General features: G+C 68.4%; 27 protein-coding genes. 8 read left to right on the top strand and 19 right to left on the bottom strand.

Annotation, left to right across the window (positions count from 1 at the left end; translation table 11 throughout):
* Nucleotides 1–93: 93 nt before the first annotated feature.
* The 5 genes from rodA to ACO227_RS16435 are packed head-to-tail and all read right to left on the bottom strand — an operon-like array spanning nucleotide 94 to nucleotide 5,703.
* Complete coding sequence (gene rodA / locus ACO227_RS16455) at nucleotides 94–1,227, bottom strand: rod shape-determining protein RodA (protein WP_423603189.1); 1,134 nt, start codon at nucleotides 1,225–1,227, stop codon at nucleotides 94–96.
* The gene (gene mrdA, locus ACO227_RS16450; RefSeq protein ID WP_423603188.1) at nucleotides 1,224–3,263 is read right to left on the bottom strand and encodes a penicillin-binding protein 2; all 2,040 of its coding nucleotides are present in this window, start codon (nucleotides 3,261–3,263) and stop codon (nucleotides 1,224–1,226) included. The genes rodA and mrdA overlap by 4 nt, the downstream gene beginning before the upstream one ends.
* Nucleotides 3,260–3,772 carry a rod shape-determining protein MreD gene (gene mreD, locus ACO227_RS16445; protein WP_423603186.1) on the bottom strand — a complete coding sequence of 171 codons (513 nt, stop codon included), beginning with the start codon at nucleotides 3,770–3,772 and terminating at the stop codon, nucleotides 3,260–3,262. Before mreD ends, mrdA begins: the two co-directional genes overlap by 4 nt.
* Nucleotides 3,769–4,650, bottom strand: coding sequence for a rod shape-determining protein MreC (gene mreC, locus ACO227_RS16440; RefSeq protein WP_423603184.1), 882 nt, complete (start codon nucleotides 4,648–4,650; stop codon nucleotides 3,769–3,771). The genes mreD and mreC overlap by 4 nt, the downstream gene beginning before the upstream one ends.
* Before the next feature lie 12 nt (nucleotides 4,651–4,662).
* Nucleotides 4,663–5,703 carry a rod shape-determining protein gene (locus tag ACO227_RS16435; protein ID WP_423603182.1) on the bottom strand — a complete coding sequence of 347 codons (1,041 nt, stop codon included), beginning with the start codon at nucleotides 5,701–5,703 and terminating at the stop codon, nucleotides 4,663–4,665.
* Nucleotides 5,704–5,853: 150 nt separating this feature from the next.
* On the opposite strand from ACO227_RS16435, the gene mutL reads away from it, so the two are divergent.
* On the top strand, nucleotides 5,854–7,632 hold the full coding sequence (mutL, locus tag ACO227_RS16430; RefSeq protein WP_423603180.1) for a DNA mismatch repair endonuclease MutL: 1,779 nt from the start codon (nucleotides 5,854–5,856) through the stop codon (nucleotides 7,630–7,632).
* Nucleotides 7,633–7,637: 5 nt separating this feature from the next.
* On the opposite strand, the gene ACO227_RS16425 is transcribed toward mutL, so the two are convergent.
* The 5 genes from ACO227_RS16425 to ACO227_RS16405 all read right to left on the bottom strand — a co-directional run bounded on the left by ACO227_RS16425 (nucleotide 7,638) and on the right by ACO227_RS16405 (nucleotide 10,277).
* The gene (locus ACO227_RS16425; RefSeq protein WP_423603179.1) at nucleotides 7,638–8,237 is read right to left on the bottom strand and encodes a CAP domain-containing protein; all 600 of its coding nucleotides are present in this window, start codon (nucleotides 8,235–8,237) and stop codon (nucleotides 7,638–7,640) included.
* Nucleotides 8,238–8,346: 109 nt separating this feature from the next.
* Nucleotides 8,347–8,946: a 50S ribosomal protein L9 gene (gene rplI, locus ACO227_RS16420; RefSeq protein ID WP_423603177.1), complete on the bottom strand. Its 600-nt coding sequence runs from the start codon at nucleotides 8,944–8,946 to the stop codon at nucleotides 8,347–8,349.
* 11 nt (nucleotides 8,947–8,957) lie between these two features.
* Entirely contained in the window at nucleotides 8,958–9,182 is a 225-nt protein-coding gene (gene rpsR, locus ACO227_RS16415) for a 30S ribosomal protein S18 (protein ID WP_066575653.1), read from the bottom strand.
* 12 nt (nucleotides 9,183–9,194) lie between these two features.
* The gene (gene rpsF / locus ACO227_RS16410; protein ID WP_423603175.1) at nucleotides 9,195–9,581 is read right to left on the bottom strand and encodes a 30S ribosomal protein S6; all 387 of its coding nucleotides are present in this window, start codon (nucleotides 9,579–9,581) and stop codon (nucleotides 9,195–9,197) included.
* 330 nt (nucleotides 9,582–9,911) lie between these two features.
* Nucleotides 9,912–10,277 carry an RcnB family protein gene (locus ACO227_RS16405; RefSeq protein ID WP_423603174.1) on the bottom strand — a complete coding sequence of 122 codons (366 nt, stop codon included), beginning with the start codon at nucleotides 10,275–10,277 and terminating at the stop codon, nucleotides 9,912–9,914.
* Between the two features lie 194 nt (nucleotides 10,278–10,471).
* Between ACO227_RS16405 and fabD the strand changes: the two genes are divergently transcribed.
* The 5 genes from fabD to mltG all read left to right on the top strand — a co-directional run bounded on the left by fabD (nucleotide 10,472) and on the right by mltG (nucleotide 15,201).
* Nucleotides 10,472–11,407: an ACP S-malonyltransferase gene (gene fabD / locus ACO227_RS16400; RefSeq protein ID WP_423603173.1), complete on the top strand. Its 936-nt coding sequence runs from the start codon at nucleotides 10,472–10,474 to the stop codon at nucleotides 11,405–11,407.
* Nucleotides 11,408–11,540: 133 nt separating this feature from the next.
* The gene (fabG, locus tag ACO227_RS16395; RefSeq protein WP_423603171.1) at nucleotides 11,541–12,278 is read left to right on the top strand and encodes a 3-oxoacyl-[acyl-carrier-protein] reductase; all 738 of its coding nucleotides are present in this window, start codon (nucleotides 11,541–11,543) and stop codon (nucleotides 12,276–12,278) included.
* Between the two features lie 261 nt (nucleotides 12,279–12,539).
* Complete coding sequence (locus tag ACO227_RS16390; protein ID WP_066575645.1) at nucleotides 12,540–12,776, top strand: acyl carrier protein; 237 nt, start codon at nucleotides 12,540–12,542, stop codon at nucleotides 12,774–12,776.
* A gap of 168 nt (nucleotides 12,777–12,944) precedes the next feature.
* Nucleotides 12,945–14,204 (top strand): beta-ketoacyl-ACP synthase II, encoded by a 1,260-nt coding sequence (gene fabF / locus ACO227_RS16385; RefSeq protein ID WP_423603169.1) that lies wholly within the window; start codon nucleotides 12,945–12,947, stop codon nucleotides 14,202–14,204.
* Nucleotides 14,205–14,232: 28 nt separating this feature from the next.
* Nucleotides 14,233–15,201 carry an endolytic transglycosylase MltG gene (mltG, locus tag ACO227_RS16380; RefSeq protein ID WP_423607388.1) on the top strand — a complete coding sequence of 323 codons (969 nt, stop codon included), beginning with the start codon at nucleotides 14,233–14,235 and terminating at the stop codon, nucleotides 15,199–15,201.
* Between the two features lie 36 nt (nucleotides 15,202–15,237).
* Here mltG and ACO227_RS16375 read toward each other — a convergent pair whose 3' ends face one another.
* Nucleotides 15,238–15,846, bottom strand: coding sequence for an NAD(P)-dependent oxidoreductase (locus ACO227_RS16375; protein WP_423603168.1), 609 nt, complete (start codon nucleotides 15,844–15,846; stop codon nucleotides 15,238–15,240).
* A gap of 56 nt (nucleotides 15,847–15,902) precedes the next feature.
* Between ACO227_RS16375 and ACO227_RS16370 the strand changes: the two genes are divergently transcribed.
* Nucleotides 15,903–16,313 (top strand): winged helix-turn-helix transcriptional regulator, encoded by a 411-nt coding sequence (locus tag ACO227_RS16370; protein ID WP_423603166.1) that lies wholly within the window; start codon nucleotides 15,903–15,905, stop codon nucleotides 16,311–16,313.
* Nucleotides 16,314–16,322: 9 nt separating this feature from the next.
* On the opposite strand, the gene eda is transcribed toward ACO227_RS16370, so the two are convergent.
* From eda to ACO227_RS16330, 8 genes are all read right to left on the bottom strand, one after another.
* Nucleotides 16,323–16,913, bottom strand: a complete 591-nt coding sequence (gene eda / locus ACO227_RS16365) for a bifunctional 4-hydroxy-2-oxoglutarate aldolase/2-dehydro-3-deoxy-phosphogluconate aldolase (protein WP_423607386.1) — start codon at nucleotides 16,911–16,913, stop codon at nucleotides 16,323–16,325.
* Nucleotides 16,914–16,927: 14 nt separating this feature from the next.
* Nucleotides 16,928–17,899: a glucokinase gene (gene glk / locus ACO227_RS16360; RefSeq protein ID WP_423603164.1), complete on the bottom strand. Its 972-nt coding sequence runs from the start codon at nucleotides 17,897–17,899 to the stop codon at nucleotides 16,928–16,930.
* 145 nt (nucleotides 17,900–18,044) lie between these two features.
* The gene (edd, locus tag ACO227_RS16355) at nucleotides 18,045–19,871 is read right to left on the bottom strand and encodes a phosphogluconate dehydratase (protein ID WP_423603163.1); all 1,827 of its coding nucleotides are present in this window, start codon (nucleotides 19,869–19,871) and stop codon (nucleotides 18,045–18,047) included.
* A 5-nt stretch (nucleotides 19,872–19,876) separates the two neighbouring features.
* A complete protein-coding gene (pgl, locus tag ACO227_RS16350) occupies nucleotides 19,877–20,584 on the bottom strand; it encodes a 6-phosphogluconolactonase (protein ID WP_423603161.1) in 708 nt (235 codons plus the stop codon).
* 41 nt (nucleotides 20,585–20,625) lie between these two features.
* The gene (zwf, locus tag ACO227_RS16345; protein ID WP_423603160.1) at nucleotides 20,626–22,083 is read right to left on the bottom strand and encodes a glucose-6-phosphate dehydrogenase; all 1,458 of its coding nucleotides are present in this window, start codon (nucleotides 22,081–22,083) and stop codon (nucleotides 20,626–20,628) included.
* A 75-nt stretch (nucleotides 22,084–22,158) separates the two neighbouring features.
* The gene (argC, locus tag ACO227_RS16340; RefSeq protein WP_423603159.1) at nucleotides 22,159–23,091 is read right to left on the bottom strand and encodes an N-acetyl-gamma-glutamyl-phosphate reductase; all 933 of its coding nucleotides are present in this window, start codon (nucleotides 23,089–23,091) and stop codon (nucleotides 22,159–22,161) included.
* Nucleotides 23,088–23,465 (bottom strand): SH3 domain-containing protein, encoded by a 378-nt coding sequence (locus tag ACO227_RS16335; protein ID WP_423603158.1) that lies wholly within the window; start codon nucleotides 23,463–23,465, stop codon nucleotides 23,088–23,090. Before ACO227_RS16335 ends, argC begins: the two co-directional genes overlap by 4 nt.
* On the bottom strand, nucleotides 23,398–23,748 hold the full coding sequence (locus ACO227_RS16330) for a MarR family transcriptional regulator (protein WP_423607385.1): 351 nt from the start codon (nucleotides 23,746–23,748) through the stop codon (nucleotides 23,398–23,400). Before ACO227_RS16330 ends, ACO227_RS16335 begins: the two co-directional genes overlap by 68 nt.
* A 201-nt stretch (nucleotides 23,749–23,949) precedes the next feature.
* Here ACO227_RS16330 and secG point away from each other — a divergent pair, with 201 nt between their 5' ends.
* Nucleotides 23,950–24,318, top strand: coding sequence for a preprotein translocase subunit SecG (secG, locus tag ACO227_RS16325; protein WP_423607384.1), 369 nt, complete (start codon nucleotides 23,950–23,952; stop codon nucleotides 24,316–24,318).
* Nucleotides 24,319–24,402: the final 84 nt, after the last annotated feature.

Here is a 24,402-nt window from a genome sequence, read left to right as displayed (position 1 = left end):
ATCAGGAGCGCTGTTGGAGAGCGCTGCCTCGGTCGGGAGCGGCGCGCCTAGCATCGGGTTTTTGCGATTGCAACACCCTTTGCCGCAAAAACTTCACTGCCAGCTCGACGTCCGGCGGTTGAGGCGGTTCTCGCGGTCGAGCGACATCAGGATCCCGACGCAGATCAGCGTCGTCATCTGCGCCGATCCGCCGAAGCTGATCAGCGGCAGCGGGATGCCGACCACCGGCGCCAGGCCGACCACCATCGCCATATTGATGAAGACGTAGAAGAAAATGGTGGTCGAGATGCCCGCGGCGGTGAGCTTCGCGAAGCGGCTCTGGCTGCGCACGCCGACGGTAATCCCCCAGCGGATCAGCAGGCCATAGGCGATGATCACGAACAGGCCGCCCATTAGCCCCCATTCCTCCATCATCGTCGCCAGCGCGAAATCGGTATGGCCCTCGGGCAGATAGTCGAGATGGCTCTGCGTGCCGTTGAGGAAGCCCTTGCCGAACAGCCCGCCCGAGCCGATCGCGATCTTCGACTGGCTGATGTGGTAGCCGGTGCCGAGCGGGTCGTTCTCCGGGTTGAGGAAGGTCAGCACGCGGTTGCGCTGATAGTCGTGCAGCACATAGTTGACGATGATCGGCACCGACACCGCGAGCGCGAGCGTGCCGCCGATGAACAGGCGGAGCGGCACGCCCGCAAGGAACATCACCGTGAGCCCGCCCGCGGTGATCATCAGCGCGGTGCCGAGGTCGGGCTGAAGCATCACCAGCGCCGCGGGCAGGCCGATCATCACCGCGGCAGGCCAGATCGCGCCGAACTTGCGGATCTCGCTGGCGGGCAGCATCTCGTAGAATTTGGCGCAGGCGAGGACGATGGCGACCTTCATCATCTCGGATGGCTGGATGCGGATGAATCCCAGATCGAGCCAGCGCTGGCTGCCGCCCGCGACCGCGCCGAGCAGCTCGACGCCGATCAGCATGACGAGGAACACGCCGTAGAGCGGAAAGGCGAGCGATGACCAGTGCCGCATCGGCACATAGGAGATCGCCAGCGCCATGACGAGGAAGCCGGCGAAGCGGATTCCCTGCGGCATCGCCCATTTGGGATCGCCGCCCGCCGCCGAGAACAGCACCAGCACCCCGAACCCGCCGATCGCGCAGACCAGGAGGATCACCAGCCACGGCAATTGCGCGAGGGGGGCGGGGACAAACCCGGTGCTGGAGCCGGAACGAGTCATTCGGGTATGATCCCCGGGATGGCGGCCACCGCCGGCGGCGTCGCGGAGGGTGAGGGGCTCGGAACTGGCGCCGGGCTCGCGCCGGGTGCGGGCGTCGCGGTCGGCGCGGGCAGGGGCGAGGCGCCCGGCGTCGGCTTCGCGGCGGGCAGGCCCTGCGCCGCGCGATAGGCGATCTCCTTGGCGGCCATGCGCGCGCGGATGTCGCCGCCCCATTCGGTCTCGAACCGCGCCAGCGTGTCCAGCGCCTGCTGGCGGTCGAACAGCCAGGTGAGCACGTCCTTCGCGACCGGCGCCGCGGCGCGCGCGCCGCCCATGCCGTGCTCGATCACGACCGAGGCGGCGTAGCGCGGATTGTCGACCGGCGCGAAGCAGACGAACAGGCCGTGGTCGCGATATTTCCACTCGCCGCCCTGGCCGCGGTTGCGGTCCATGATGCGGCGGACCTGCGCGGTGCCGGTCTTGCCGCCCATCCGAATCCCCTCGAGACGCAGGCGCGAGGCGCCGGCGGTGCCATGGCCGTTGACCACCTCGTCCATTCCCGCGCGCACGATCGCGAGATGCTCGTCGGGGAAATCGAGATGCTGCGCGGGATGCCGCCGGTTGGTGAGCAGCGCCGGGATCAGCTCGCGGCCCGACGCGACGCGCGCGGCCGAGAGCGCGAGCTGGAACGGGCTGACGAGCACATAGCCCTGGCCGATCGCGGCGTTGAGCGTGTCCGCCTGGGTCCATTCCTGCTTGAAACGGCGCAGCTTCCACGCGCTGTCGGGCACGGTCCCGTAGCGCTGCGAAGGCAAAGGAAGCTCGAACTCTGCGCCGAAGCCGAGTTTGCGCGCGGATGCCGCGATCGCCTCGATCCCGATCTCGCGGCCGAGCGTGTAGAAATAGGTGTTGCAGCTGCGCGCGATCGCGGTGTGCATCGTCATCGGCCCGTGGCGGCCGAGACAGCCGAAGCGGCGGTTGCCGAGCTGGTAGCCGCCATTGCAATAGACCACGCGCTTGGGATCGATCCCCGCGCCGAGAATGGCGAGCGCGGTTGCCGGTTTGAACGTCGAACCGGGCGGATAGAGGCCCTGCAGCGTCTTGTTGGTCAGCGGAAGATGGTCGTCCTCCGACAGCATCTTCCATTCGGTGCGGCTGATCCCGTCGGAAAAGGCGTTGGGGTCATAAGCCGGCATCGACACCATCGCCAGGATGTCCCCATTGGTGACGTCGAACACGGTGACCGAGCCGGATTCGTTGCCCAGACGTCGTGCGGCATATTCCTGGAGCCCCGCGTCGATCGTGAGGCGCACCGTGGCGCCCGGTTCGTCCGGACGGGTGGCGAGCTCGCGCACCAGCCTGCCGCGCGCGGTGACCTCGACGCGCTTGGCGCCGGGTTTGCCGCGCAGCCCGCCCTCGAGCATCTTCTCGAGGCCGTCCTTGCCAAGCTTGAACCCCGGGGTGACGAGCAGCGGGTCCTTCGTCTCCTTGAACTGCTCGGCGGTGGCGGCACCCACATAGCCGACGAGATGCGCGACCGCGGCGCCCGCGGGATAGTTGCGCGCGAAGCCCCGCGTCGGCGCGACCCCCGGCAGCTCGGGTAGCCGCACGCTGACCGCGGCGAAGCGCTCCCAGTCGAGATTCTCGGCGACCTGCACCGGCTGGAAGCCCGCAGCGCCCTTCAAGTCCTCCTGGATCCGCGCGACATCCTCGGCGGTGAGCGCGAGCAGCTCGCGCAGCTGGCCGAGCACGCGGTCGCGGCTTTCCTTGTCCATCCGGTCGGGGATGATGTCGACGCGGAAATCGGTGCGGTTGTTGGCGATCGGCACGCCCGCGCGGTCGACGATCCAGCCGCGGCGCGGCGGGATCAGCGTCAGGTTGACGCGGTTGCTCTCCGCCAGCAGCCTGTACTTGTCGTTCTCATAGACCGAAAGCCAGGTCATGCGGCCCGCGAGGATCAGGCCACCCACGACCTGCGCCGCCCCCAGGAACAGCGCGCGGCGCGAGAAGCTGTAGGTCTGCTGCGCCTCGGTGATCATGCGGACGGGGCCGTTCATCGTCCCCTCCGCTTGCCGTCAAGCCGCGCGACCAGGCGCGAGAAGACCGGGAACAGCGCGATCGCGATGACGATCTGGATCAGCAGCACGGTATCGACATGCGCGCCGAGCGGCGAGGCCACGAGACGGCCGCCGATCAGGCAGAAGCCGATCGCGCCGGCGGCCAGAAGCCAGTCCTGCAGGAAATCCCGCCACACGATGCGGGTATCTAGCACATCGATGGCGATGAACGACACCGTCCAGAACAGCATCGAATTGCCGAGCGGCTGACCGCTGATCAGGTCGTCGACGAAGCCGAGCAGCACAGGCATCCACGGCTTGAGCAGGTCGGGCCGGTGGAGCCGCCAAGCGAGCAGCATCATCAGCCCGAATGGCGGAAGGATCGGGAACGAGGCCTTGAACGGCACGATCGTCATCAGCGAGCCGACGACGATCGTCAGAGGGGCGAGCCAGCGGGCGCGGGTCGAGGTGTCGGCCTTGCCGAGGCCCGCATAGGGCGATCCGCTCACCGCGGTGCCGCCTCGGGGACGCGAACGTCGCCTGCCTCCGGGAAATAGGCTTGCTGCACGATCGCATAGTCGAGCGAGTCCGGGCTGGCGAAGGTCGCCGCTTCCGCGGTGTCGCGCGAGCGGCGGCGCACCCGCGCGACCGCGATATTGGGCGGGAAGATGCCGCCGGTGCCCGAGGTGACGAAGGCGTCGCCCGGCTCGAACAGCACTTGCGCCGCGCCGGCCGAGCGGATCTCGATCAGCCCGTCGCCCCGGCCTGCGGCGATCGCGGGCAGGCCGTCGCGCACGCGGCGGACCGGCACGATGCTCTCGGGATCGAGGATCAGCAGGATGCGCGCGGTGTTGGGGCTGACCTCGATCACCCGGCCGATCAGCCCGTCGGGCCCGCGCACGGGCTGGCCGGCGCGCACGCCCTGCCATGATCCGGCGTTGAGTGTGGCGAAGCGGCGCGTGCTCGACCCCGTCGAGTAGACCAGGCGCGCGGTCACGACCGGTTGCGCGATGCGATCGCGCAGCTTGAGCGCGGCCCGCAGGCGCTTGTTGTCATAGACGATGGTGCGGGCTTCCTCGACCAGCTTGCGGTTGGCTTCGGCCTCGGCGCGCAGCCGCGCATTCTCGCCGCGCACACCCCAGTAGCTGCCGATCCCCTCCGGAATCGACGACACGCCCCGCCGTGTCCAGTCGAGCCCCGAGGCGATCGGCGTGACCAGTTCGGCCAGTGCGCCGCGTGCCACGGCGTAGGCCGGCGGGTGGAGGAAGGAGAGCAGCAGCAACACCACGCCGACCAGCGCGCCGCCGGCCGCGAGGACGTAGCTGATGAAGAGGCCGTATTGCGCCCGCCGCGAAAATCCGGGGCGCCGGTTACGTGGCGGCGCCATCTCCTATTTTCCTCAGACCGCGAGCAGAACGCCGCGGAACACCGGATCCTCCAGCGCGCGCCCGGTGCCGAGCGCGACGCAGGTCAGCGGGTCCTCGGCGACGGTGACCGGCAGGCCGGTCTCGTCGCGCAGCACCTCGTCGATCCCCTCAAGCAGCGCGCCGCCGCCGGTGAGCACGATGCCCTGGTCGACGATGTCCGCCGCGAGCTCGGGCGCGGTGTTCTCGAGCGCGATGCGCACGCCCTCGACGATCGTCCCGACCGGCTCCGACAGCGCCTCGGCGATCTGGCCCTGGTTGATCTGGATTTCCTTGGGCACGCCGTTGACGAGATCGCGGCCCTTGATGTGGATGGTGCGGCCGACACCGTCCGCGGGCGGCTTGGCGACACCGACTTCCTGCTTGATCCGCTCGGCAGTGCTCTCGCCGATCAGCAGATTGTGGTTGCGGCGGACATACGAGACGATCGCCTCGTCCATCTTGTCGCCGCCGACGCGGACCGAAGTCGAATAGGCGAGCCCGCGCAGCGAGAGCACGGCGACCTCGGTGGTGCCGCCGCCAATGTCGACGACCATCGAGCCGATCGGCTCGGTCACCGGCATGTCGGCGCCGATCGCGGCGGCCATCGGCTCCTCGATCAGCCACACCTGGCTGGCGCCGGCGTTCGACGCGGCATCGCGGATCGCGCGGCGCTCGACCGAGGTCGAGCCCGAGGGAACGCAGATCACGATTTGCGGCCAGCGCATGAACTTGCGCTGCCCGGTGACCTTGCGGATGAAATGGCTGATCATCTGCTCGGCGACGTCGATATCGGCGATCACGCCGTCGCGCAGCGGGCGAATCGCCTCGATCGTGCCGGGGGTCTTGCCCATCATCAGCTTGGCGTCGTCGCCGACCGCCTTGACCTTCTTGATTCCGTTCAGTGTCTCGACCGCCACGACCGACGGCTCGTTGAGCACGACGCCACGCCCGCGCAGGTACACCACCGTGTTCGCGGTGCCGAGATCGATCGCCAGATCGTGAGACATGAACTTGAAAAGGCGGGAAAAAACCATCTGATCGCACCGTCCTGTCGCGGCCCGCCCCCAAGCCGCTTGTTCGCACTGAGTTTATACCTTGACCCGCCCGGGGCGGATCGACTCCGGCCGGGTAAATCTGGCGGATACGGGTCGCGGAATGGCGCCGCTTGGGCTACACCGGCGTCCATGTCAATACGCCGTCTGCCGGAGCATCTTGTCAACCGAATTGCCGCGGGCGAAGTGGTGGAACGCCCTGCCAGCGCGCTCAAGGAACTTGTGGAAAACGCGATCGATTCCGGCGCCTCGCGGATCACCGTGCGGCTCGCCGGTGGCGGCATCGACCTGATCGAGGTGACCGACGATGGCTGCGGTATGGACCGCGCCGAAATGGCGCTGGCGCTGGAGCGGCACGCGACCTCCAAACTGCCCGATGACGCGATCGAGGCGGTGACTACCCTGGGCTTTCGCGGCGAGGCGTTGCCCTCGATCGCCAGCGTCGCACGGCTGACGATCGAGAGCCGGGTGCGCGGCGCGGAAGGCTGGGCGCGGACCGTCGACAACGGCGCGTTGGCGGGCGAGGGCCCCGCGGCGCTGCCGCCGGGCACGCGGGTGCGCGTCGAGGGGTTGTTCGAGAAGGTGCCGGCGCGGCGCAAGTTCCTGCGCTCGACCCGCGCCGAATATGGCGCCTGTCTCGATGTGGTGAAGCGGCTCGCGATGGCGCGCCCCGATCTCGGCTTCTCGGTCGAGCATGACGGTCGGCGCGTGCTCAGCGTGCAGGAGGGGATGACGCGGCCCGAGCGCGTGGCGGCGCTGACCGATCGCGAGCTGGCGGGCAACAGCGTGGGCGTGGACTTCGAACGCGAGGGGCATGTGCTGGGTGGGGTCGCCGGGCTGCCGACCTTCAACCGCGGAGTGGCGGATCACCAGTATCTGTTCGTCAACGGGCGGCCGGTGAAGGACCGGCTGCTCGCGGGCGCGGTGCGCGGCGCCTATGCCGAGATGCTCGCGCGCGACCGGCATCCGGTGGTGGCGCTGTTCCTCGATGTGCCGGCCGAGCAGGTCGATGTGAACGTGCACCCGGCCAAGACCGAAGTGCGGTTCCGCGACCCGCAGCTGGCGCGCGGGCTGATCGTGAGCGGGCTGCGGCGCGCGCTCGACGAAGCGGGGCATCGCAGCGTGCAGCGGGCGGACGCGGCGGTGATGGGGCTGTGGCAGTCGGAGCAGCCAGCACCTGCCCCTGAGCCCCAGCAAAATTTGTGGGGCGTAGGTGGCGACACCGCGGCGCTCGCCCGGCCCAATGCGGTGTTCGACCGCCGCCCGAGCTTCATCGCGCCGCCCCAGGCGCGTGCCGAACCCGCCGCTGCGCCAGTGCCCGGCGTCACCAGCTTCCCGTTGGGCGTGGCGCGGGGGCAGGTGGCGCGCACCTATATCGTCGCCGAGGCCGAGGACGGGCTGGTGCTGGTCGACCAGCACGCGGCGCACGAGCGGCTGGTGCTCGAGCGGATGCGCCGCGCGATGAGCGATGGCGGGGTGGCGAGCCAGGCGCTGCTGCTGCCCGAGGTGGTCGAGCTCGACGAGCCGGCCTGCGACCGGCTCGAGGCGCGCGCCGCGGAACTGGCGGAGTTCGGGCTCGAGCTCGAGCGCTTCGGGCCGCGCGCGATGCTGGTGCGGGCGACCCCCGCGATGCTGGGCGGTGGCGACGTCATCGCGCTGGTCACAGATATCGCCGACGAGTTGGCGGCATTCGATGAAGCGCTGAGCCTCAGGGAACGGCTCGACCATGTCGCGGCGACGATGGCGTGCCACGGATCGGTGCGCGCGGGGCGGGTGCTGTCGGTCGCCGAGATGAACGCGCTGCTCCGCGAGATGGAGGTCACCCCGCATTCGGGCCAGTGCAACCATGGCCGCCCGACCTGGGTGAAGCTGGCGCATGGCGACATCGAGAAGCTGTTCGGGCGGAAATAACTACGTCAGGGGTGTCCCGTCGCCGTGCGGGCAAATGTGACGACGCACATCACCTTGTAACGCTTGTGCGGGCCGCAAGCGGCGCCGGCATAGGCCCATTGCGCGGCATAGACCGACCGGCGGTGCCCGCGATCGGGCACATTGTCGTCGACGATCAGCTGGCGAACCACCTCGACCGCGCTCGGCGGGCCATAGGTGATCACCTCTGCGACGTAATCGCCGCCGCCCCGCCGGACGAGCCGCTGGCGGACGCGATCGCCATTGGCGGAAGGGTGGCCGGTGACGCCGCGCGGTCCCTGTTCCTCGACATGGTCGCGAGCGGCGCGAGTGAGCAGTGCCGCGGCGCTGACGGTCCGCACCGGCGGCTGCCGTCGCAGCACGCGGATCGCTTCGTCGACCGCGGTCACGCCCTCGGCGGTACGCAGCCCGTCAGGGTTGCCGGGGTAGCGGACGATCTTGCCGTTGAAATAGCGGCGATAGGCGGCGAGCCGGTCGGCATAGGCCCGCGGGTCGGTGCGCGCGCGGTTGAGCTCGGCGATGATCTCGCGTTCCAGCGCGGAATCGGCGGCGGCTGGCGTGGCGAGAAGGAAGGCGAGCAGAACCACCAACCCGGTTGAGCAAGCGAAATCCAACATTGCAAGCCACCTGAAACGGAAAAGGCCGCCCGGTTTCCCGGACGGCCTTCTCTGTTTCGTGCCGGAACCGGCGAGAGCGTCAGCCCTCGGCCTGCTCCTCGGCGGCCGGTGCCTCGTCCGCGGCGATCTCGCCCGGCTCGAGGTTGGGGTCGCGCGCTTCGACGAAGCCGGTCTCGTCCTTCTCGAACATCGCGGCCATGACGTCGACGCCCTGCGCCTGCATCTCGGCCTCTTCGGGCGAGCGGGCGACGTTGACCTTGACGGTCACGGCAACCTCGGCGTGGAGCGCGACCTTGACCTCGTACACGCCGATCGACTTGATCGGCTTGTCGAGGACGACCTGCGACTTGTTGACCTTGTGGCTGTCGGCGACCAGCGCCTCGACGATGTCGCGAACCGCGACCGAGCCGTAGAGCTGGCCGGTGTTCGACGCCTGGCGGATCAGGGTCACCGAAACGCCCTCGAGGCCCTTCGATTCCTTCTCGGCCTCGGTGCGCTTCGCGGCGTTCTCGGCCACGATGCGGTCGCGATTGGCTTCGAAGACCTTGCGGTTCGCCTCGTTGGCGCGCAGCGCTTTCTTGTTCGGGAGCAGGAAGTTGCGGGCGAACCCGTCCTTCACCTTCACCACGTCGCCGATATGGCCGAGCTTCTCGACCCGCTCGAGCAGAATGACTTCCATGGGTCCGCTCCTTACTTAACGATGAAGGGCAGCAGGCCCAGGTGACGGGCGCGCTTGATCGCGATGGCGAGCTCGCGCTGCTTCTTCGCGCTCACCGAGGTGATGCGCGAGGGGACGATCTTGCCACGCTCCGAGACGAAGCCCTGCAGCAGGCGGACGTCCTTATAGTCGATCCGGGGCGCGTCCTTCGCGGAGAAGGGGCAGCTCTTGCGGCGGCGGAAAAAGGGTCGTGCCATGATTCTTTCTCCTTACTCGCCGAAGCCGGTGTTGCCGGCGTCGTCGCGGTCGCGACGGCCGCGGCCACGCTCACGCTCACCCTTGCGCATCATCACGGTCGGGCCCTGCTCCAGCTCGTCCACGCGGACGGTCATGTAGCGGATCACGTCCTCGTTGATCTGCGTCTGGCGCTCGAGCTCGGCGACGACACCCGCGGGGGCGTCGATCTCGAGCATCACGTAATGCGCCTTGCGGTTCTTCGCGATCTTGTAGGCGAGCGAACGAAGACCCCAAGTCTCGGTCTTGACGACCTTGCCGTTGTTGTCCTCGACGATCTTGGTGGCGGTTTCCGCCAGTGCGTCCACCTGCGCCTGTGCCAGATCCTGGCGCGCAAGGAACACATGCTCGTACAGAGCCATGCGTCTTTCTCACTGTTGGCCGATCGCTGACGCCGCACCGTGCGACGCCCCTCCGGCTGTCGTTCCAAATACGAAAAGCGGCCAGCCGAGGCTGCCGCTCAACGCCGCGCCTCTACGCCGGGGCGGGCCAAAAGGCAAGGGGCGGAAGTTGACACTAGCTTGACACTATCGGCGCGTTCCGAGGCACGCATCATCGGCTCGGCCATCAGGATCAAGCTAAGCACCTGAATTCCAACATTGAAAGCGAAAAATCGAGCGCAGGCAGAGGCGGCGGGGTAGGTGGATACCCCGCCGCCCGGAGGAAGCCCTGGTTGCCGGTGCTCCGCAGGCTTACCGGATGATGTTCGCGATCACCGCGGCGACGATGCCGCTGGTGACGCCGACCAGCACCGCGTCATTGCCCGACTGGACATAGCGGTAGCCGCGCGGCGGCGCCTTGAGGCCGCGATAGTGGCGATAGTCGATCTGGCGATAGTTGCGGGCGTAGCGATAGTCGAACCGCTCGCCGCGGTGCCAGTTGCGGTAGCGGACAGGGGCAGACTTCACGACCTTCTTCTTCACCACGACCTTGCCGTTCGGCTTGTGCTTCACCACCGTGGTGGTGTGCCGCTGCTGAGCGGCGGCGGCCGGGGCGGCGGTCAGGACCGGGCTGGCGATCATCGAGACGGCGACCGCTGCGAGCACGAACTTCTTCATATTCTGTCTCCTCATCTTCAGGCGGTCGCCCTCAGCGGCCACGGGGACAATCTGGGGGCCGGCTGTCGCGGAAGTTTCGCGCGCGATCCGGAAAATGGTCACTGATTGTCGCAGCCCGTTCAGCTTCGTTCATCTTGCGGTCGGCGGGCGCGGGTCCTAGGGCAGCCGCCTGATTTCGAGAGGAGCCTCAAGACATGCGTGCCTTCATCTTTCCCGGGCAGGGGAGCCAGTCGGTCGGCATGGGCCTCGCGCTGAGCCAGGCGAGCGCGGCGGCGCGCGAGGTGTTCCAGGAAGTCGATGAGGCGCTCGGCCAGAACCTGTTCAAGCTGATGACCGAGGGACCGGAGGGCGACCTGCTGCTCACCGAGAACGCCCAGCCGGCGATCATGGCGCACGCCATCGCGGTGCTGCGCGTGCTGGAGAAGGAAGGCGGCGTGCGGCTGGCCGAGAAGGCCGATTTCGTCGCCGGCCATTCGCTGGGCGAATACACTGCGCTGTGCGCCGCGGGCGCGCTCGACCTGTCGACCACCGCCAAGCTGCTCAAGCTGCGCGGACAGGCGATGCAGGCCGCGGTGCCGGTGGGCGAGGGGGCGATGGCGGCGCTGCTCGGCGCGGACCTCGTCAAGGCGCAGGCGATCGCCGACGCCGCGGCCGAGGGCGAAGTGTGCACCGTCGCCAACGACAATGATCCTTCGCAGGTGGTGATCTCCGGCGCCAAGGGCGCGATCGACCGGGCGGTGGCGATCGCCAAGGACCATGGCGCCAAGCGCGCGGTGCTGCTGCCGGTGTCGGCGCCGTTCCACTGCCCGATGATGCAGCCGGCGGCGGACGCGATGGAGAAGGCGCTGGCGCAGGTCGCGATCCGTGCGCCGCTGGTGCCGGTCTACGCCAACGTCACCGCGGCGCCGGTGCACGATCCCGACACGATCCGCACGCTGCTGGTCGAGCAGGTGACCGGCATGGTGCGCTGGCGCGAATCGGTAGCGGCGATGTTCGACGCGGGTGTCGGCGAGTTCGTCGAATTGGGCGGCAAGGTGCTGGGGGCGATGGTCAAGCGCATCGCCCCGGATGCGGCGGTGACCAGCGTGGTGACGATGGACGACATCGAGGCGCTGGAGAAGGCGCTGTAGAACTGGCCAACAACACACCGTCATGCTGAACTTGTTTCAGCATCCATCGTGCCACCCGCGGCTAAGTTGCCTGTGGAGAAATGGACCCTGAAACAAGTTCAGGGTGACGGAAGAAAGAGGGAATAGAGGGACTATGTTCGACCTTACAGGCATGACCGCGCTGGTGACCGGCGCTTCGGGCGGGCTCGGGACCGCGATCGCGAAGGGGCTGGCGGCGCAGGGCGCGCGGCTGGCGATCTCGGGGTCCAATGCCGAGAAGCTCGAGGCCTTCCGCGCCGAGCTGGGCGGAGACCATGTCGCGCTGGTATGCAACCTGTCGGACGGCGCCGAGGTGGACGCGCTCGTCCCGCGCGCGGTCGAGGCGCTCGGCAAGCTCGACATCCTCGTCAACAATGCCGGCGTGACGCGCGACAACCTTGCGATGCGGATGAAGGACGAGGAGTGGGACCAGGTGATCCGCGTCAACCTCGAGGCCGCGTTCCGCCTGATCCGCGCCGCCGCCAAGCCGATGATGAAGGCGCGCTATGGCCGCGTCGTCTCGATCACATCGGTGGTCGGCGCGACCGGCAATCCGGGGCAGGCCAATTACGCCGCGTCCAAGGCGGGCCTGGTCGGCATGTCCAAGGCGCTGGCGCAGGAGCTGGCGAGCCGCAACATCACCGTCAATTGCGTCGCGCCCGGCTTCATGCGTTCGGCGATGACCGACGTGCTGCCCGAGGCGCAGAAGACCGCGCTGCTCAGCCGGATTCCGGCGGGCGACCTCGGCACGGGCGAGGACGTCGCCGCGGCGGTGGTGTATCTGGCGAGCAAGGAGGCGGGCTATGTCACCGGCCAGACCTTGCACGTCAACGGCGGGATGGCGATGATCTGAAGGTTTTGGCGGTATCCCTTTGCTTCATCCGTCATCCCGGCCTTGTGCCGGGATCCACCGGGCGGCGAGCGGAGCGGCACGAGGTTTGAAGACATTTCTTGCGGCGTCGTGGACCCCGGCACAAGGCCGGGGCGACGGTGAGACAAGGTGGAGGATCGATCCGCGTCGGAGTCGATGCGACCCCTTGCGCGGGGCCGGGCGGCGTTCTACGTGCGTTCAGGAATTAGCAATCCAACGGCCCAATTTAAGAAGGAACAGGGTATGAGCGAGACCGCCGATCGCGTGAAGAAGATCGTCGTCGAGCACCTCGGCGTCGAGGCCGAGAAGGTGACCGAGGACGCGAGCTTCATCGACGACCTGGGCGCGGACAGCCTCGACATCGTCGAGCTGGTGATGGCGTTCGAAGAGGAATTCGGCGTCGAGATCCCCGATGATGCCGCCGAGAAGATCACGACCGTCAAGGACGCGATCACCTATATCGACGAGAATCAGGGCTAAGCGGAACCGCCGCATGGCCGCCCGCACGGGCAGGAATTGACGAACGGCTCCCGGTCCCGGAAAGGGGCAGGGAGCCGTTTCGTTTTATGAAGACCATTAGCTGCCGCATCGTTGATCGCTGAAAACCGGTTCCCACTTTTCAGCACGATGCCTTGACGGAGACTGATTATGCGCCGCGTCGTCGTGACTGGCCTTGGCCTCGTGACCCCGCTGGGTGCGGACGTCGAAACCGCGTGGAAGAACATCATCGCGTCGAAATCGGGCGCGGGGACGATCACCCGGTTCGACGCCACCGACTTCCACAGCAACTATGCGTGCGAGGTGAAGCCCGCGGACCATGAATATGGCTTCGACCCCAGCAAGCGCGTCGACCACAAGGTGCAGCGCCAGGTCGACCCGTTCATCGTCTATGGCATCGACGCCGCCGGCCAGGCGCTGGAAGATGCCGGCCTGACCGAGATGAGCGAGGCCGAGCGGCTGCGCGCCGGCTGCTCGATCGGGTCGGGCATCGGCGGGCTCCCCGGGATCGAGAGCGAGTCGCTGGTGCTGGCGGAGAAGGGGCCGAAGCGCGTGTCGCCGCACTTCGTGCACGGGCGGCTGATCAACCTGATCACCGGCCAGGTGCAGATCAAATACGGGCTGATGGGCCCGAACCACGCGGTGGTCACCGCCTGCTCGACCGGCGCGCACGCGATCGGCGACGCCGCGCGGATGATCGCGATGGACGACGCCGACGTGATGCTCGCGGGCGGCGCCGAGGGCGCGATCTGCCCGATCGGCATCGCCGGCTTCGGCCAGGCGCGCGCGCTGTCGACCGGCTTCCGCGACGAGCCGTGGCGCGCCAGCCGCCCGTGGGACGAGGGCCGCGACGGCTTCGTCATGGGCGAGGGCGCGGGCGTCGTCGTCCTGGAGGAATATGAGCGGGCCAAGGCGCGCGGCGCCAAGATCTATGCCGAGGTGGTCGGCTACGGCCTGTCCGGCGACGCCTATCACGTGACGGCGCCGCATCCCGAGGGCTCGGGCGCGTATCGTTCGATGGAGATGGCGATGAAGAAGTCGGGGCTGAGCCTCGGCGACATCGACTATATCAACGCGCACGGCACCTCGACCCCGCTCGGCGACGAGCTCGAGCTGGGCGCGGTCCGCAGGCTGTTCGGCAATGCCATCGGCCAGCTGTCGATGAGCTCGACCAAGTCGGCGATCGGACATCTGCTCGGCGGCGCGGGCGCGGTGGAGAGCATCTTCTGCATCCTCGCGCTGCGCGACCAAGTGGCGCCGCCGACGCTCAACCTCGACAATCCGAGCGAGAATTGCGCGGGCGTGGACCTGGTGCCGCACACCGCCAAGGAACGGAAGATCAAGGCGGTGCTGAACAACTCGTTCGGCTTCGGCGGGACCAACGCGTCGCTGGTGATGAAGGCGGTCTGATCTCTCCATAGGGGAAGCAACGGCGATGCTGCGCAAGCTCGGGTGCCTGGGTGTCGTCGCCGTCCTCCTCGTGGTGGGCGCGGCCTTCTGGGCGGCGAACCAGTGGGGCGGGCCGGGGCCGGCCAAGACCAATGTGACGGTCGAAGTGCCCGCGGGCGCGACGATGACCGCGGCGGCGGAAGCGCTGGAGAAGGCGGGCGCGATCGAGGACGCCGGCACCTTCCTGTGGATGGCGCGGATCTTCGGCGGCGGCGAGCCGATCCAGGCGGGCGAGTATCGCGTGCCGGCGCGCCTCAGCCAGGCCGACATCCTCAAGATGCTGCAGGGCGGGCGGACGCTCCAGCGCTTCGTGATGGTGCCCGAGGGGATGCCCTCGATCCTGGTGCAGGAGAAGCTCAATGCCGCGCCGCAGATGAGCGGCAAGGTCGCGGTGCCCGCCGAGGGCAGCGTGCTGCCCGACAGCTATGCCTATAATCGCGGCGACAGCCGGCAGGCGCTGCTCGACCGGATGCAGGCGGCGATGCGGAAATATCTCGCCGCCGCCTGGGCGAAGCGGAAGCCCGGGATCGCGGTGGCGACGCCGGAGCAGGCGATCATCCTCGCCTCGATCGTCGAGAAGGAGACGGGCAAGCCCGAGGAGCGGCGGATGGTGGCCGGGGTCTATTCCAACCGCCTCAAGCGCGGCATGCCGCTTCAGGCCGATCCGACGGTGATCTACCCGGTGACCAAGGGCAGGCCGCTCGGCCGCCGCATCCTCCGTTCCGAGCTGCAGGACAAGAACGGCTACAACACCTATGCCAGCGCCGGGCTGCCGGTGGGGCCGATCGCCAACCCGGGCCGGGCGAGCATCGATGCGGTGCTCAACCCGGCGGAGACCAATGCGCTCTACTTCGTTGCCGACGGCAGCGGCGGGCATGTGTTCGCCGACACGCTCGAACAGCACAATGCCAACGTCCAGAAATGGTATGCGCTGCGGCGGGCGCGAGGCGAGATGTAGGCGCGCGCGCCGCACCGGCAGCGCGCGCCTGGGCGATCAATAAGCGGCGGTGAAGCGCGCGCGGCTGTGGCGATGCTGCTCCAGCTCGTCGACCATCGCGATCGCATAGTCGGCGAAGCTGATCCTGCTCTCGCCGTTCGCGTCGGTGACGAGCCGGTCGGTGCCGCCGCGATAGGCGCCGAGACGCGGTCCCTCGAAGAGCAATGCGGCGGGCGAGAAATAGGTCCAGTCGATCCCGGTCTCGCCGCGCAGGGCGTCGAGAAAGGCGATCCCGCCCAGCGCTGCGCCCTTCCATTCCTCGGGAAAGGCCGGATCGTCGATCACGCGGACCCCGGGCGCGGCCTCCAGGCTCGCCGCGCCGCCGGTGACGAGCAGGCGCGGCACCCCGGCCAGCTTAAGCGCCGACAGCAAGGTTTCGGCGGACACGTCGAAGTGCAGCGCGCTGATCACGGCGTCGCTGCCGCGGATGAGATCGGCCAGGGCGGCCGGCGAAGCGGCGTCGCCCGCATGCGGCGTGACGCCCGGCAGCCGTGGAATGGCCTCCGGCTTGCGCGCGATCGCGATGACGCTGTGGCCGCGCGCGGCCAGCTCCCTGGTGATCTCCGATCCCGCCCGGCCGCTCGCGCCGATAACCGCCACCTTCATGTCCGATTCCCTTCTTTGGTTTCCAATGGATACCAAGTCGGATATAGATACCAGTCATGCAAGAAGGCACTTTGAGGATAGATGGTCACCCCGAGGGAACCGGCGGGCCACGCGGGGATGTCTATGCGGCGGACTGTCCGACACGGAAGCTGCTCGACCGGATCGCGGACAAATGGAGCGTGCTGATCCTGCTGCTGCTCGGGCTGGAGGATCTGCGCTTCAACGCGCTCAAGCGGCGGATCGAGGGCGTTTCGCAGAAGATGCTGAGCCAGACGCTGCGCTCGCTGGAGCGCGACGGGCTGGTCAGCCGGACGGTGGTGGCGACGGTGCCGGTGACCGTCACCTATGCGATCACGCCGCTCGGCCGCGGGCTGATCGGGTCGCTGCAATCGATGATCGACTGGGCCGAAACCCATATGCAGGATGTGGCCGCAGCCCAGCGCGTCTATGACGACGCGCTGAACTGAACCGGATCATCAGCGCGCCAGCCCCGCCGCGTCGCGCGCCAGTTGCTCGACTTCCTCATAGCCCGCGCCCTTGGGCGTGACCCAGCTGCCGCCGACGCAGAGGACCGGGTCGAAGCCGAGCCACTCGGGGGCGGTGGCGGGGGTGATGCCGCCGGTGGGGCAGAACTTCGCCTCGTAGAAGGGCGCGGCGAGCGCCTTGAGCGACTTGAGGCCGCCGCTGGTCTCGGCCGGGAAGAACTTGAAATGGCGCAGGCCCAGGTCATAGCCGCGCATGATGTCGCCGGCATTGGCCACGCCGGGGAGGAAGGGAACGCCGCTCTGCACGATCACCTCGCCGAGCCGCTCGGTCAGGCCCGGGGAGACGATGAACTCGGCGCCCGCGTCCATCACCTGCGCGAACTGCTCGGTGCTGACCACGGTGCCAGCGCCGATGATCGCGCCCTCGACCTGCTTCATCTCGCGGATCGCGTCGAGCGCTGCGGCGGTGCGCATCGTCACCTCGAGCACCTTGAGGCCGCCCTTGACCAGCGCCTGCGCGAGCGGGCGGGCAGTGGCGGCGTCCTCGATCACCAGCACGGGGATGACCGCGCTGGTGCGCATGATGGCTTCGATGGTCACTGCGTATGCTCCTGGGCGTAGGCCGCCGCGGCGCCGTAGAGGCCGGGCTGGGGGTGGGTGATGAGCTTGACTGGGATCGACGACATCAGCGCCTGGAACCGCCCCTTGGCGATGAAGCGCTGGCCGAAGCCCGAGGCGAGGAGATGGTCCTTGAGCCGCAGGCCGAGGCCCCCGGCGATGACCACGCCGGTCGGGCCGTGCGCGAGCGCGAGGTCGCCCGCGACCGCGCCGAGGCTCAAGCAGAAGCGGTCGAGGGCGGCGGCGGCGAGGCTGTCCTGCCCCTCCAGCGCGAGGCTCCAGATTTCCTTGTCGTTGCGGCTCTTGACCGGCTTGCCCTCTAGCTGGGCGAGCGTCTCGTAGATCGGAACGATGCCGGGGCCGGCGCAGATCCGCTCGGCCGAGACGCGGGTATAGGTCGTGCGCAGCCGCTTGACGATCGCGTCCTCGATCCCGTCGAGCGGGGCGAAGTCCATATGCCCGCCCTCGGTCGAGATGACGTGGTAGCTGAGCGCGCCGGTGCGGAAGACCTGGGCGACGCCGAGCCCGGTGCCGGGGCCGCAGACGGTGATCGCGCCCTTCTCGGCGAAGGGCTGGTCGGGGCCGCAAAGGTGCAGGAAATGCTCCGAGGGGAGCTGGGCCACGGCATGGCCGACCGCGCCGAAATCGTTGATCAGCGAATAGCTGTCGACCTCGAGCCGCTCCTTGATCAGCGGCGGGCGGATGATCCACGGATTGTTGGTGAGCTTGATCAGCTCGTCGTTGATCGGCGAGGCGATGGCGATCGCCGCGGCGCGCGGCATGTCGCGCCCGAATTCGCGCGCTGAAGCCTGCCAGGCGAGCTGGAAGCTGCCATGCTCGGCGGTCTTCTGGGTGACCGGCTCGCCGATCGAGACGACGCGGCCGCCCTCGACTTCGGCGATGGCGAAGCGCGCATGCGTTCCGCCGATATCGACCGCGACGACTTCCACTCTGGTTCCCCTCAATTGAATTCGTCATTCCCGCGAAGGCGGGAATCCATTCGCCGTGACGCCGAGGTGCCTTCGCGAAGGCGGCCAGAATGGATCCCCGACTTCGCGGGGATGACGGTGTTTAGTGTCATAGCGGCCGACCGCATCAAAGCTCCGCCGCGGCGAGCATCGCCGAGCCGCCGGCCTCGGCCTCGCTCGCGCCGGCGCGCATCATCGCGAACAGCTCGCGGCCAAGGCCCGTTACGGGCGGCGGTGCGGCGGCCAGCTCGCGCGCGTCCCATTCGGCGGGATCGACCAGCGCCTGCAGGATGCCTTCCTCGGCGCAGAGGCGGACGATATCGCCGTCGCGCAGCTTGCCGATCGGGCCGCCGCCGATCGCCTCGGGCGAGAGGTGGATCGCCGCGGGAACCTTGCCCGACGCGCCCGACATGCGGCCGTCAGTGACCAGGGCGACGCGATGCCCCTTGTTCTGGAGCACGCCGAGCGGCGGGGTGAGCTTGTGCAGCTCGGGCATGCCGTTGGCGCGCGGGCCCTGGAAGCGGACCACCACGACCACGTCGCGGTCGAGCTCCCCGGCCTTGAACGCGTCCTGCACCTGCTGCTGGTCGCTGAACACGCGGCACGGCGCCTCGATCGTCCAGCGGTCGCGCTCGACCGCGCTGACCTTGATGCAGGCGCGGCCGAGATTGCCCGAGAGGATGCGGAAGCCGCCCTCGGGCGAGAAAGGCGCGTCGATCGTGCGCAGGATGGTGTCGTCGCCGCTCTGCTCGGGGTGGTCGACCCAGACGAGCTTGTCGTCCTCCAGCACCGGGCGCTTCACATAGTCGGCGAGGCTCTCGCCCGCGACGGTCAGCGTGTCGCCGTGGAGGATGCCGCCCTTCAAGAGCTCGCGGATCACGAAGGTCGGGCCGCCGGCATCCTCGAACCCGTTCACGTCGGCCGAGCCGTTGGGATAGACGCGCGCGAGCAAGGGCACGACGCGCGACAGGCGGTCGAAATCCTCCCAGTCGATCAGCACCCCGGCGCAGCGTGCGATCGCGGGGAGGTGGATCAGGTGGTTGGTCGAGCCGCCGGTGGCGAGCAGCACCACCGCCGCGTTGACGATCGCGCGCTCGTCGACGATCTCGCCGATCGGGCGATAGTCGTTGCCGTCCCAGCCGATCTCGGGAAGCCGCTGCACCGCCGCCCGGGTCAGCTCCTGGCGAAGCTTGGTCTGCGGATTGGCGAAGGCCGCGCCGGGCATGTGCAGACCCATCGCCTCGACCATCATCTGGTTCGAGTTTGCGGTGCCATAGAAGGTGCAGGTGCCCTTCCCGTGATAGGCGGCGATCTCGGATTCGAGCAGCTCCTCGCGGCTCGCCTTGCCTTCGGCATAGAGCTCGCGGACGCGCGCCTTCTCCTTGTTGGCGATGCCGGTGCGCATCGCGCCGCCCGGGATCAGCACCATCGGCAGATGGCCGAAGCGCAGCGCGCCCATCAGCAGACCGGGGACGATCTTGTCGCAGATGCCGAGCAGCGCGGCGCCCTCGAAGGTGTTGTGGCTGAGCGCCACCGCGGTCGACAGCGCGATCGTATCGCGGCTGAACAGCGACAGCTCCATCCCGGCATAGCCCTGGGTCACGCCGTCGCACATCGCGGGGACGCCGCCCGCAACCTGCGCGGTGGCACCGGCCTCGAGCGCCCAGATCTTCATCTGCTCGGGGTAGCGGTAATAGGGCGCGTGCGCCGACAGCATGTCGTTGTACGCGGTGACGATGCCGATGTTCATCCGGTTGGCCGGCTTCATCGCATCGCGCTGCTCGTCGGTGCCGGCATAGGCATGGGCGAGGTTGGCGCAGCCGAGCCGCCCGCGCGTGCTGCTGCCGGCTTCGCGCTGGGCGGCCATCAGGGCGCTGTAGGCGTCGCGGCGCTTCTTCGAGCGGGTGATGATGCGATCGGTGACCGCGGCGACTTCGGGATGGAGGTTGGTCACGGCTATTACTCCAGCCAGTGAATATCGACCGGCAGCTCGGTCTCGGCGAGCACGCGGCCGATCGGATAGGGCGAGGACGCGCCCTGTTTGATTGCCGCTTCGAGCACCTTGCGCTTCTCGGCGCCGGTAATCGCGACCATCAGCGACTTGGCGTTGGCGATCGCTGCGCCAGAGAGCGTGACGCGCGCGACCGGGGCCTCGGGCGGCAGCGGATCGGGCATCACGCCGAGCGCGCGGCGCTCCTTGGGACCGTTGAGCGCCTCGTCGAGATCGGGGCCGGGGAAGATCGAGGCGGTGTGGCCGTCCGCGCCCATGCCGAGCAGGACCAGGTCGAGCGGCCAGTGGAAATCGGCGAGGCGCGCATCGGCGGCGCGACCCACGGCCTTGTAGTCCTCCGCCTTCTCGCTGACGAGGGGGATGACGCGCGCACCCTTGGGAATGAACGCCTTGCCGAGCCCGGTGACGTTGGACATCGCGTCGCCGAGCGGGACGATGCGGTCGTCGGTCGGGACGATCGTCACGCGCTTCCAGTCGATCTTGGCGGCGGCGAGCTTCTCATAGGCCGGGGCGGGGGTACGCCCGCCCGCCAGTGCGATCACCGCGCCGCCGCGGGCGTCGATCGCGCTCTCGATGATGAAGCCGATGTCGCCGGCCAGCGCATCGCTCCACTCGTCGGCTTCCTCATATTCCCACCATTCGATTTCTTCGGCCATTTTGAACAACTCCAGTGGGAAACTTCAGTGTTTGAACGAGGTCACTCGTTCCAGGTTACCCCATCGCGTTCGGTCAGCGCGATGGCGGCGGAGGGGCCCCAGGTGCCGGCGGCATAGGGCTTGGGCTTGACGTCGGCCTGGTCCCAGCCGGCGCGGATCGCGTCGATCCAGGCCCATTGCGCCTCCACCTCGTCGCGGCGCACGAACAAGGTAGGATCGCCCTCGAGCAAGTCCAGCAGCAGCCGCTCGTACGCGATGCGGCGGCGCGTGCCGGCGAACTCGTGCTCGAGGCTGAGGTTCAGCGGCACCTCGCGCAGCCTAAGCCCCTCGCGGTCGAGGCCGGGTTCCTTGGCCATCACCAGCAGGCGGACATATTCCTCGGGCTGGATACGGATGATGAGGGTGTTGGACTGAAGCACCCCGCCGCGCTCGGCGAAGATCGAGTGGGGCACGGGCTTGAACTGGACGACGATCTCGGAGCGCCGCTCGGTCATGCGCTTGCCGGTGCGCAGGTAGAAGGGCACGCCCTGCCAGCGCCAATTGTCGACATGCGCCTTGATCGCGACGAAGGTCTCGGTGCGTGAGGCCTTCTCCAACTCCTCGGCATAGCCGGCGACGATCTTCCCGGTCGAGGCGCCACCGGTATATTGCCCGGTGACGGTGAGGTTGGCGGCTTCGTGCCCCGCGATCTTGCGCAGCGAGCGCAGCACCTTGACCTTCTCGTCGCGGATCGAGGTGCCGTCGAAGCGGGCCGGGGGCTCCATCGCGATCAGCGCGAGCAGCTGCAGGATATGGTTCTGCACCATGTCGCGCAGCGCGCCGACCTCGTCATAATAGCCCGCGCGGCCCTCGAGCCCGACCGTCTCGGAGACGGTGATCTGGACGTGATCGATCCCCGCGGCATTCCAGATCGGCTCGAACAGCGAGTTGCCGAAGCGCAGCGCGAGAATGTTCTGCACCGTCTCCTTGCCGAGATAATGGTCGATGCGGAAGGTGCGATCCTCGGGGAAGACCGAGGCCACGGCGTCGTTGATCTCGCGGCTGGACTGGAGATCCGTGCCGAGCGGCTTTTCGAGTCCGATGCGGACATTGCCCCCGGCAAGGCCCGCGGCGGCGAGGCCCTTGATCGTCGGCTCGAAGAATTTGGGAGCGGTCGACAGGAAGATGGCGAGCCCGTTCGAGATGTCGCCGAGCTTCTCGGCGAGCGCCGAGTAGCCGTCGATGTCGGCGGCATCGAGCGCCTGATACTGCAGCCGGTCGAGGAACGCGGCGATCGCGCCCTTGTCCTTGCGATCCTCGGGCAGGTGCGTGTCGAGCGCCTTGGCGGCGAAATCGCGGAACTCGGCGTCTGACAGCGTTGACCGTGCGGTGCCCGTGATCGTCAGGCCGTCGGGCAGCAAGCCGTCCGCATGGAGGCCGTAGAGCGACGGAATCAGCATGCGCTGCGAGAGATCCCCGGTGGCTCCGAAGAGCAGCAGCTTGCCGAATGGCTGTCGCATCGATCCTCCCAATGTCTTGCGGGCTCCCCCTAGCAGCGGATGCGCGCGATGCGAAGCGCGCATACCTATTCCACGCTAAAGCACCAGCCCCGCGGTCTGGTCGAACCCCGCCATGATGTTGAGATTCTGCACCGCGGCGCCGCCCGCGCCCTTGCCGAGATTGTCGAAGGTGGCGACGAGCCGCGCCTGACCGCGCTCGGCATTGCCGAACACGCGGATGGTCAGCCGGTCGGTCCCGGCATCGTCCTCGATCCGGACCAGCGCGATATCCTCGGCGGGCAGCACGCGCACGACCGGCGAATCGGCATAAGCGTCGGCCAGCGCCGCCTCGATCTGTGCGGGCGAGGGCCGGCGCGGCAGCGCCTGGAGCGGCAGCGGCACCTCGATCAGCATGCCGCGATAGACGCGCGCGACCGCGGGCTGGAAGATCGGGGCGTGATCGATGCGCGCATGCTTCTGCATCTCGGGCAGATGCTTGTGCTCGAGCCCCAAGCCATAGGCGCGGAAGCCGGTGGTCTCGCTGCCGTCCTCGAACTCGGCGATCATCGACTTGCCCCCGCCCGAATAGCCCGAGGCGCCGCCGGTGGTGAGCACCCAGTCGGGCGGGATCAGGCCGGCCCGGACCAGCGGGCGCACCAGCGCGAGGAAGCCGGTGGGCCAGCAACCGGGGTTGCTGACGTAGCGCGCCTCGGCGATCGCCGCGGTCTGGGCGGGCTCGAGCTCGGCAAAGCCATAGGTCCAGCCCTCGGCGACGCGATGCGCGGTCGAGGCGTCGATGATCCGCGTGCGCTCGTTGGTGACGAGCTCGACCGCCTCGCGCGCGGCGTCGTCGGGCAGGCAGAGGACGACGAAGTCGGCGGCGTTGAGCGCCTCGGAACGCTTCGCCGGATCCTTGCGGTCGGCATCGGCGAGCGTGATCAGCTCGATCTCGCTGCGCGTGGCGAGCCGCTCGCCGATCTCGAGGCCGGTGGTGCCCGCGGCACCGTCGATGAACACGCTGACCTTCATGCGGCGGCCTTCAGCTTGGCGGCGTCGACATAGCCGACCAGCCCGGCGCCGGGCGCGCGGCCCCATGCCGTGCCGGCGGACAGCTCGAGCACCTCGAACACGTCGCCGGCGGCAAGCTCGGTGAGGGCTTCGGCATCTGCGTCCTTGGCGGCGCGCAGTGAGGTGGCGGCCGCCACGACATAGGCGACGGGCGCGGCATAATGCGGTGCGAAGACGCGGTCGGCGAGGCGGACGTCGGCGAGGTCGCGGCGGGCAGCGTCGGTACGCGGGTCGATCCGGACCGAACGGCCGGTCAGCGCGAATCGGTTACGCGCTGCGCCTGACGGCTTGTCCGGCCCCGTTGTCGCCGCTGACGAAATGCCCGAATTCTGCAAGAAAGTCCGCCCCTTCCGGTGTCCGTGCGACGAAGATGTTCCGCTTGTCGGTCTCGTCGCGCTGGCGGCGCAGATAGCCGAGGGCGCCCAACCTGTTCAAGGCGCGCGTGACCACGGGCTTGGAGACGTTGAGCGCGCGGGCGAGGCCGCGCACCGTATGCGGGCCGGCATCGAGATAGACGAGCAGCATCAGCGCCATCTGGCGGTTGGTGAGGTCCGGCTCGCCCGACCGCACATAGTCGATCAGCGTGTTCTTCCAGGAATATAGCGACTGGTCGCTCATGGCGTTCATCGCGGCTCACTCGTTTTTAGTTACAGGCCCGCAAGAAGCGAGGCTTTCAGCGACATTAACGCCTCGGTCGCGAACCGGTTTCAGTGCTGCGCCGAAATGTTCCGGATATGTGACGTTCGCTGTCGGCTTTGGGCAGTTGATCATGGGGACTACCTCCCCTATGTCGCCGCTTTCCCGCGAAAGACCGACATGCTGTTCACCTTCCTCCTCGTCGTCCATGCCATCATCGCCGCGCTGCTGGTGACGGTGATCCTGATGCAGAAGTCCGAAGGCGGCGGCCTGACCACGGGCGGCAGCCCGTCGGGCCTGATGTCGGCCCGCGGCGCGGCGAACTTCCTGACTCGCGCGACCGCGATCCTGGCGGGGCTGTTCGTCGCGATGAGCATCGTTCTCGCGGTGCTGGCGGCGACTCGCGGGGCCGACACGATCGACACCAGCCGGGTGACTCAGCCGGCCCAGACGGCGCCGGGCCCGGTCACCGGCGGTCCCGCCCCGGCGACGCAGCCGACCGCTGTGCCCGCCGCCCCGGCCGACAACAGCGCCGTTCCGCTCGCGAACTAAGCGGCTTTCGAACAACTTTTTTCGGCAGCGCCCGGAGTCGGGCGCTTGCCCCAACTCGTGCTTAGAGGGTAGGCGGTGATTCCC

Source organism: Sphingomonas sp. MS122, from assembly GCF_049532975.1.
Lineage (GTDB): Bacteria > Pseudomonadota > Alphaproteobacteria > Sphingomonadales > Sphingomonadaceae > Sphingomonas.
This window is presented reverse-complemented; position numbering and strand designations above follow the sequence as displayed.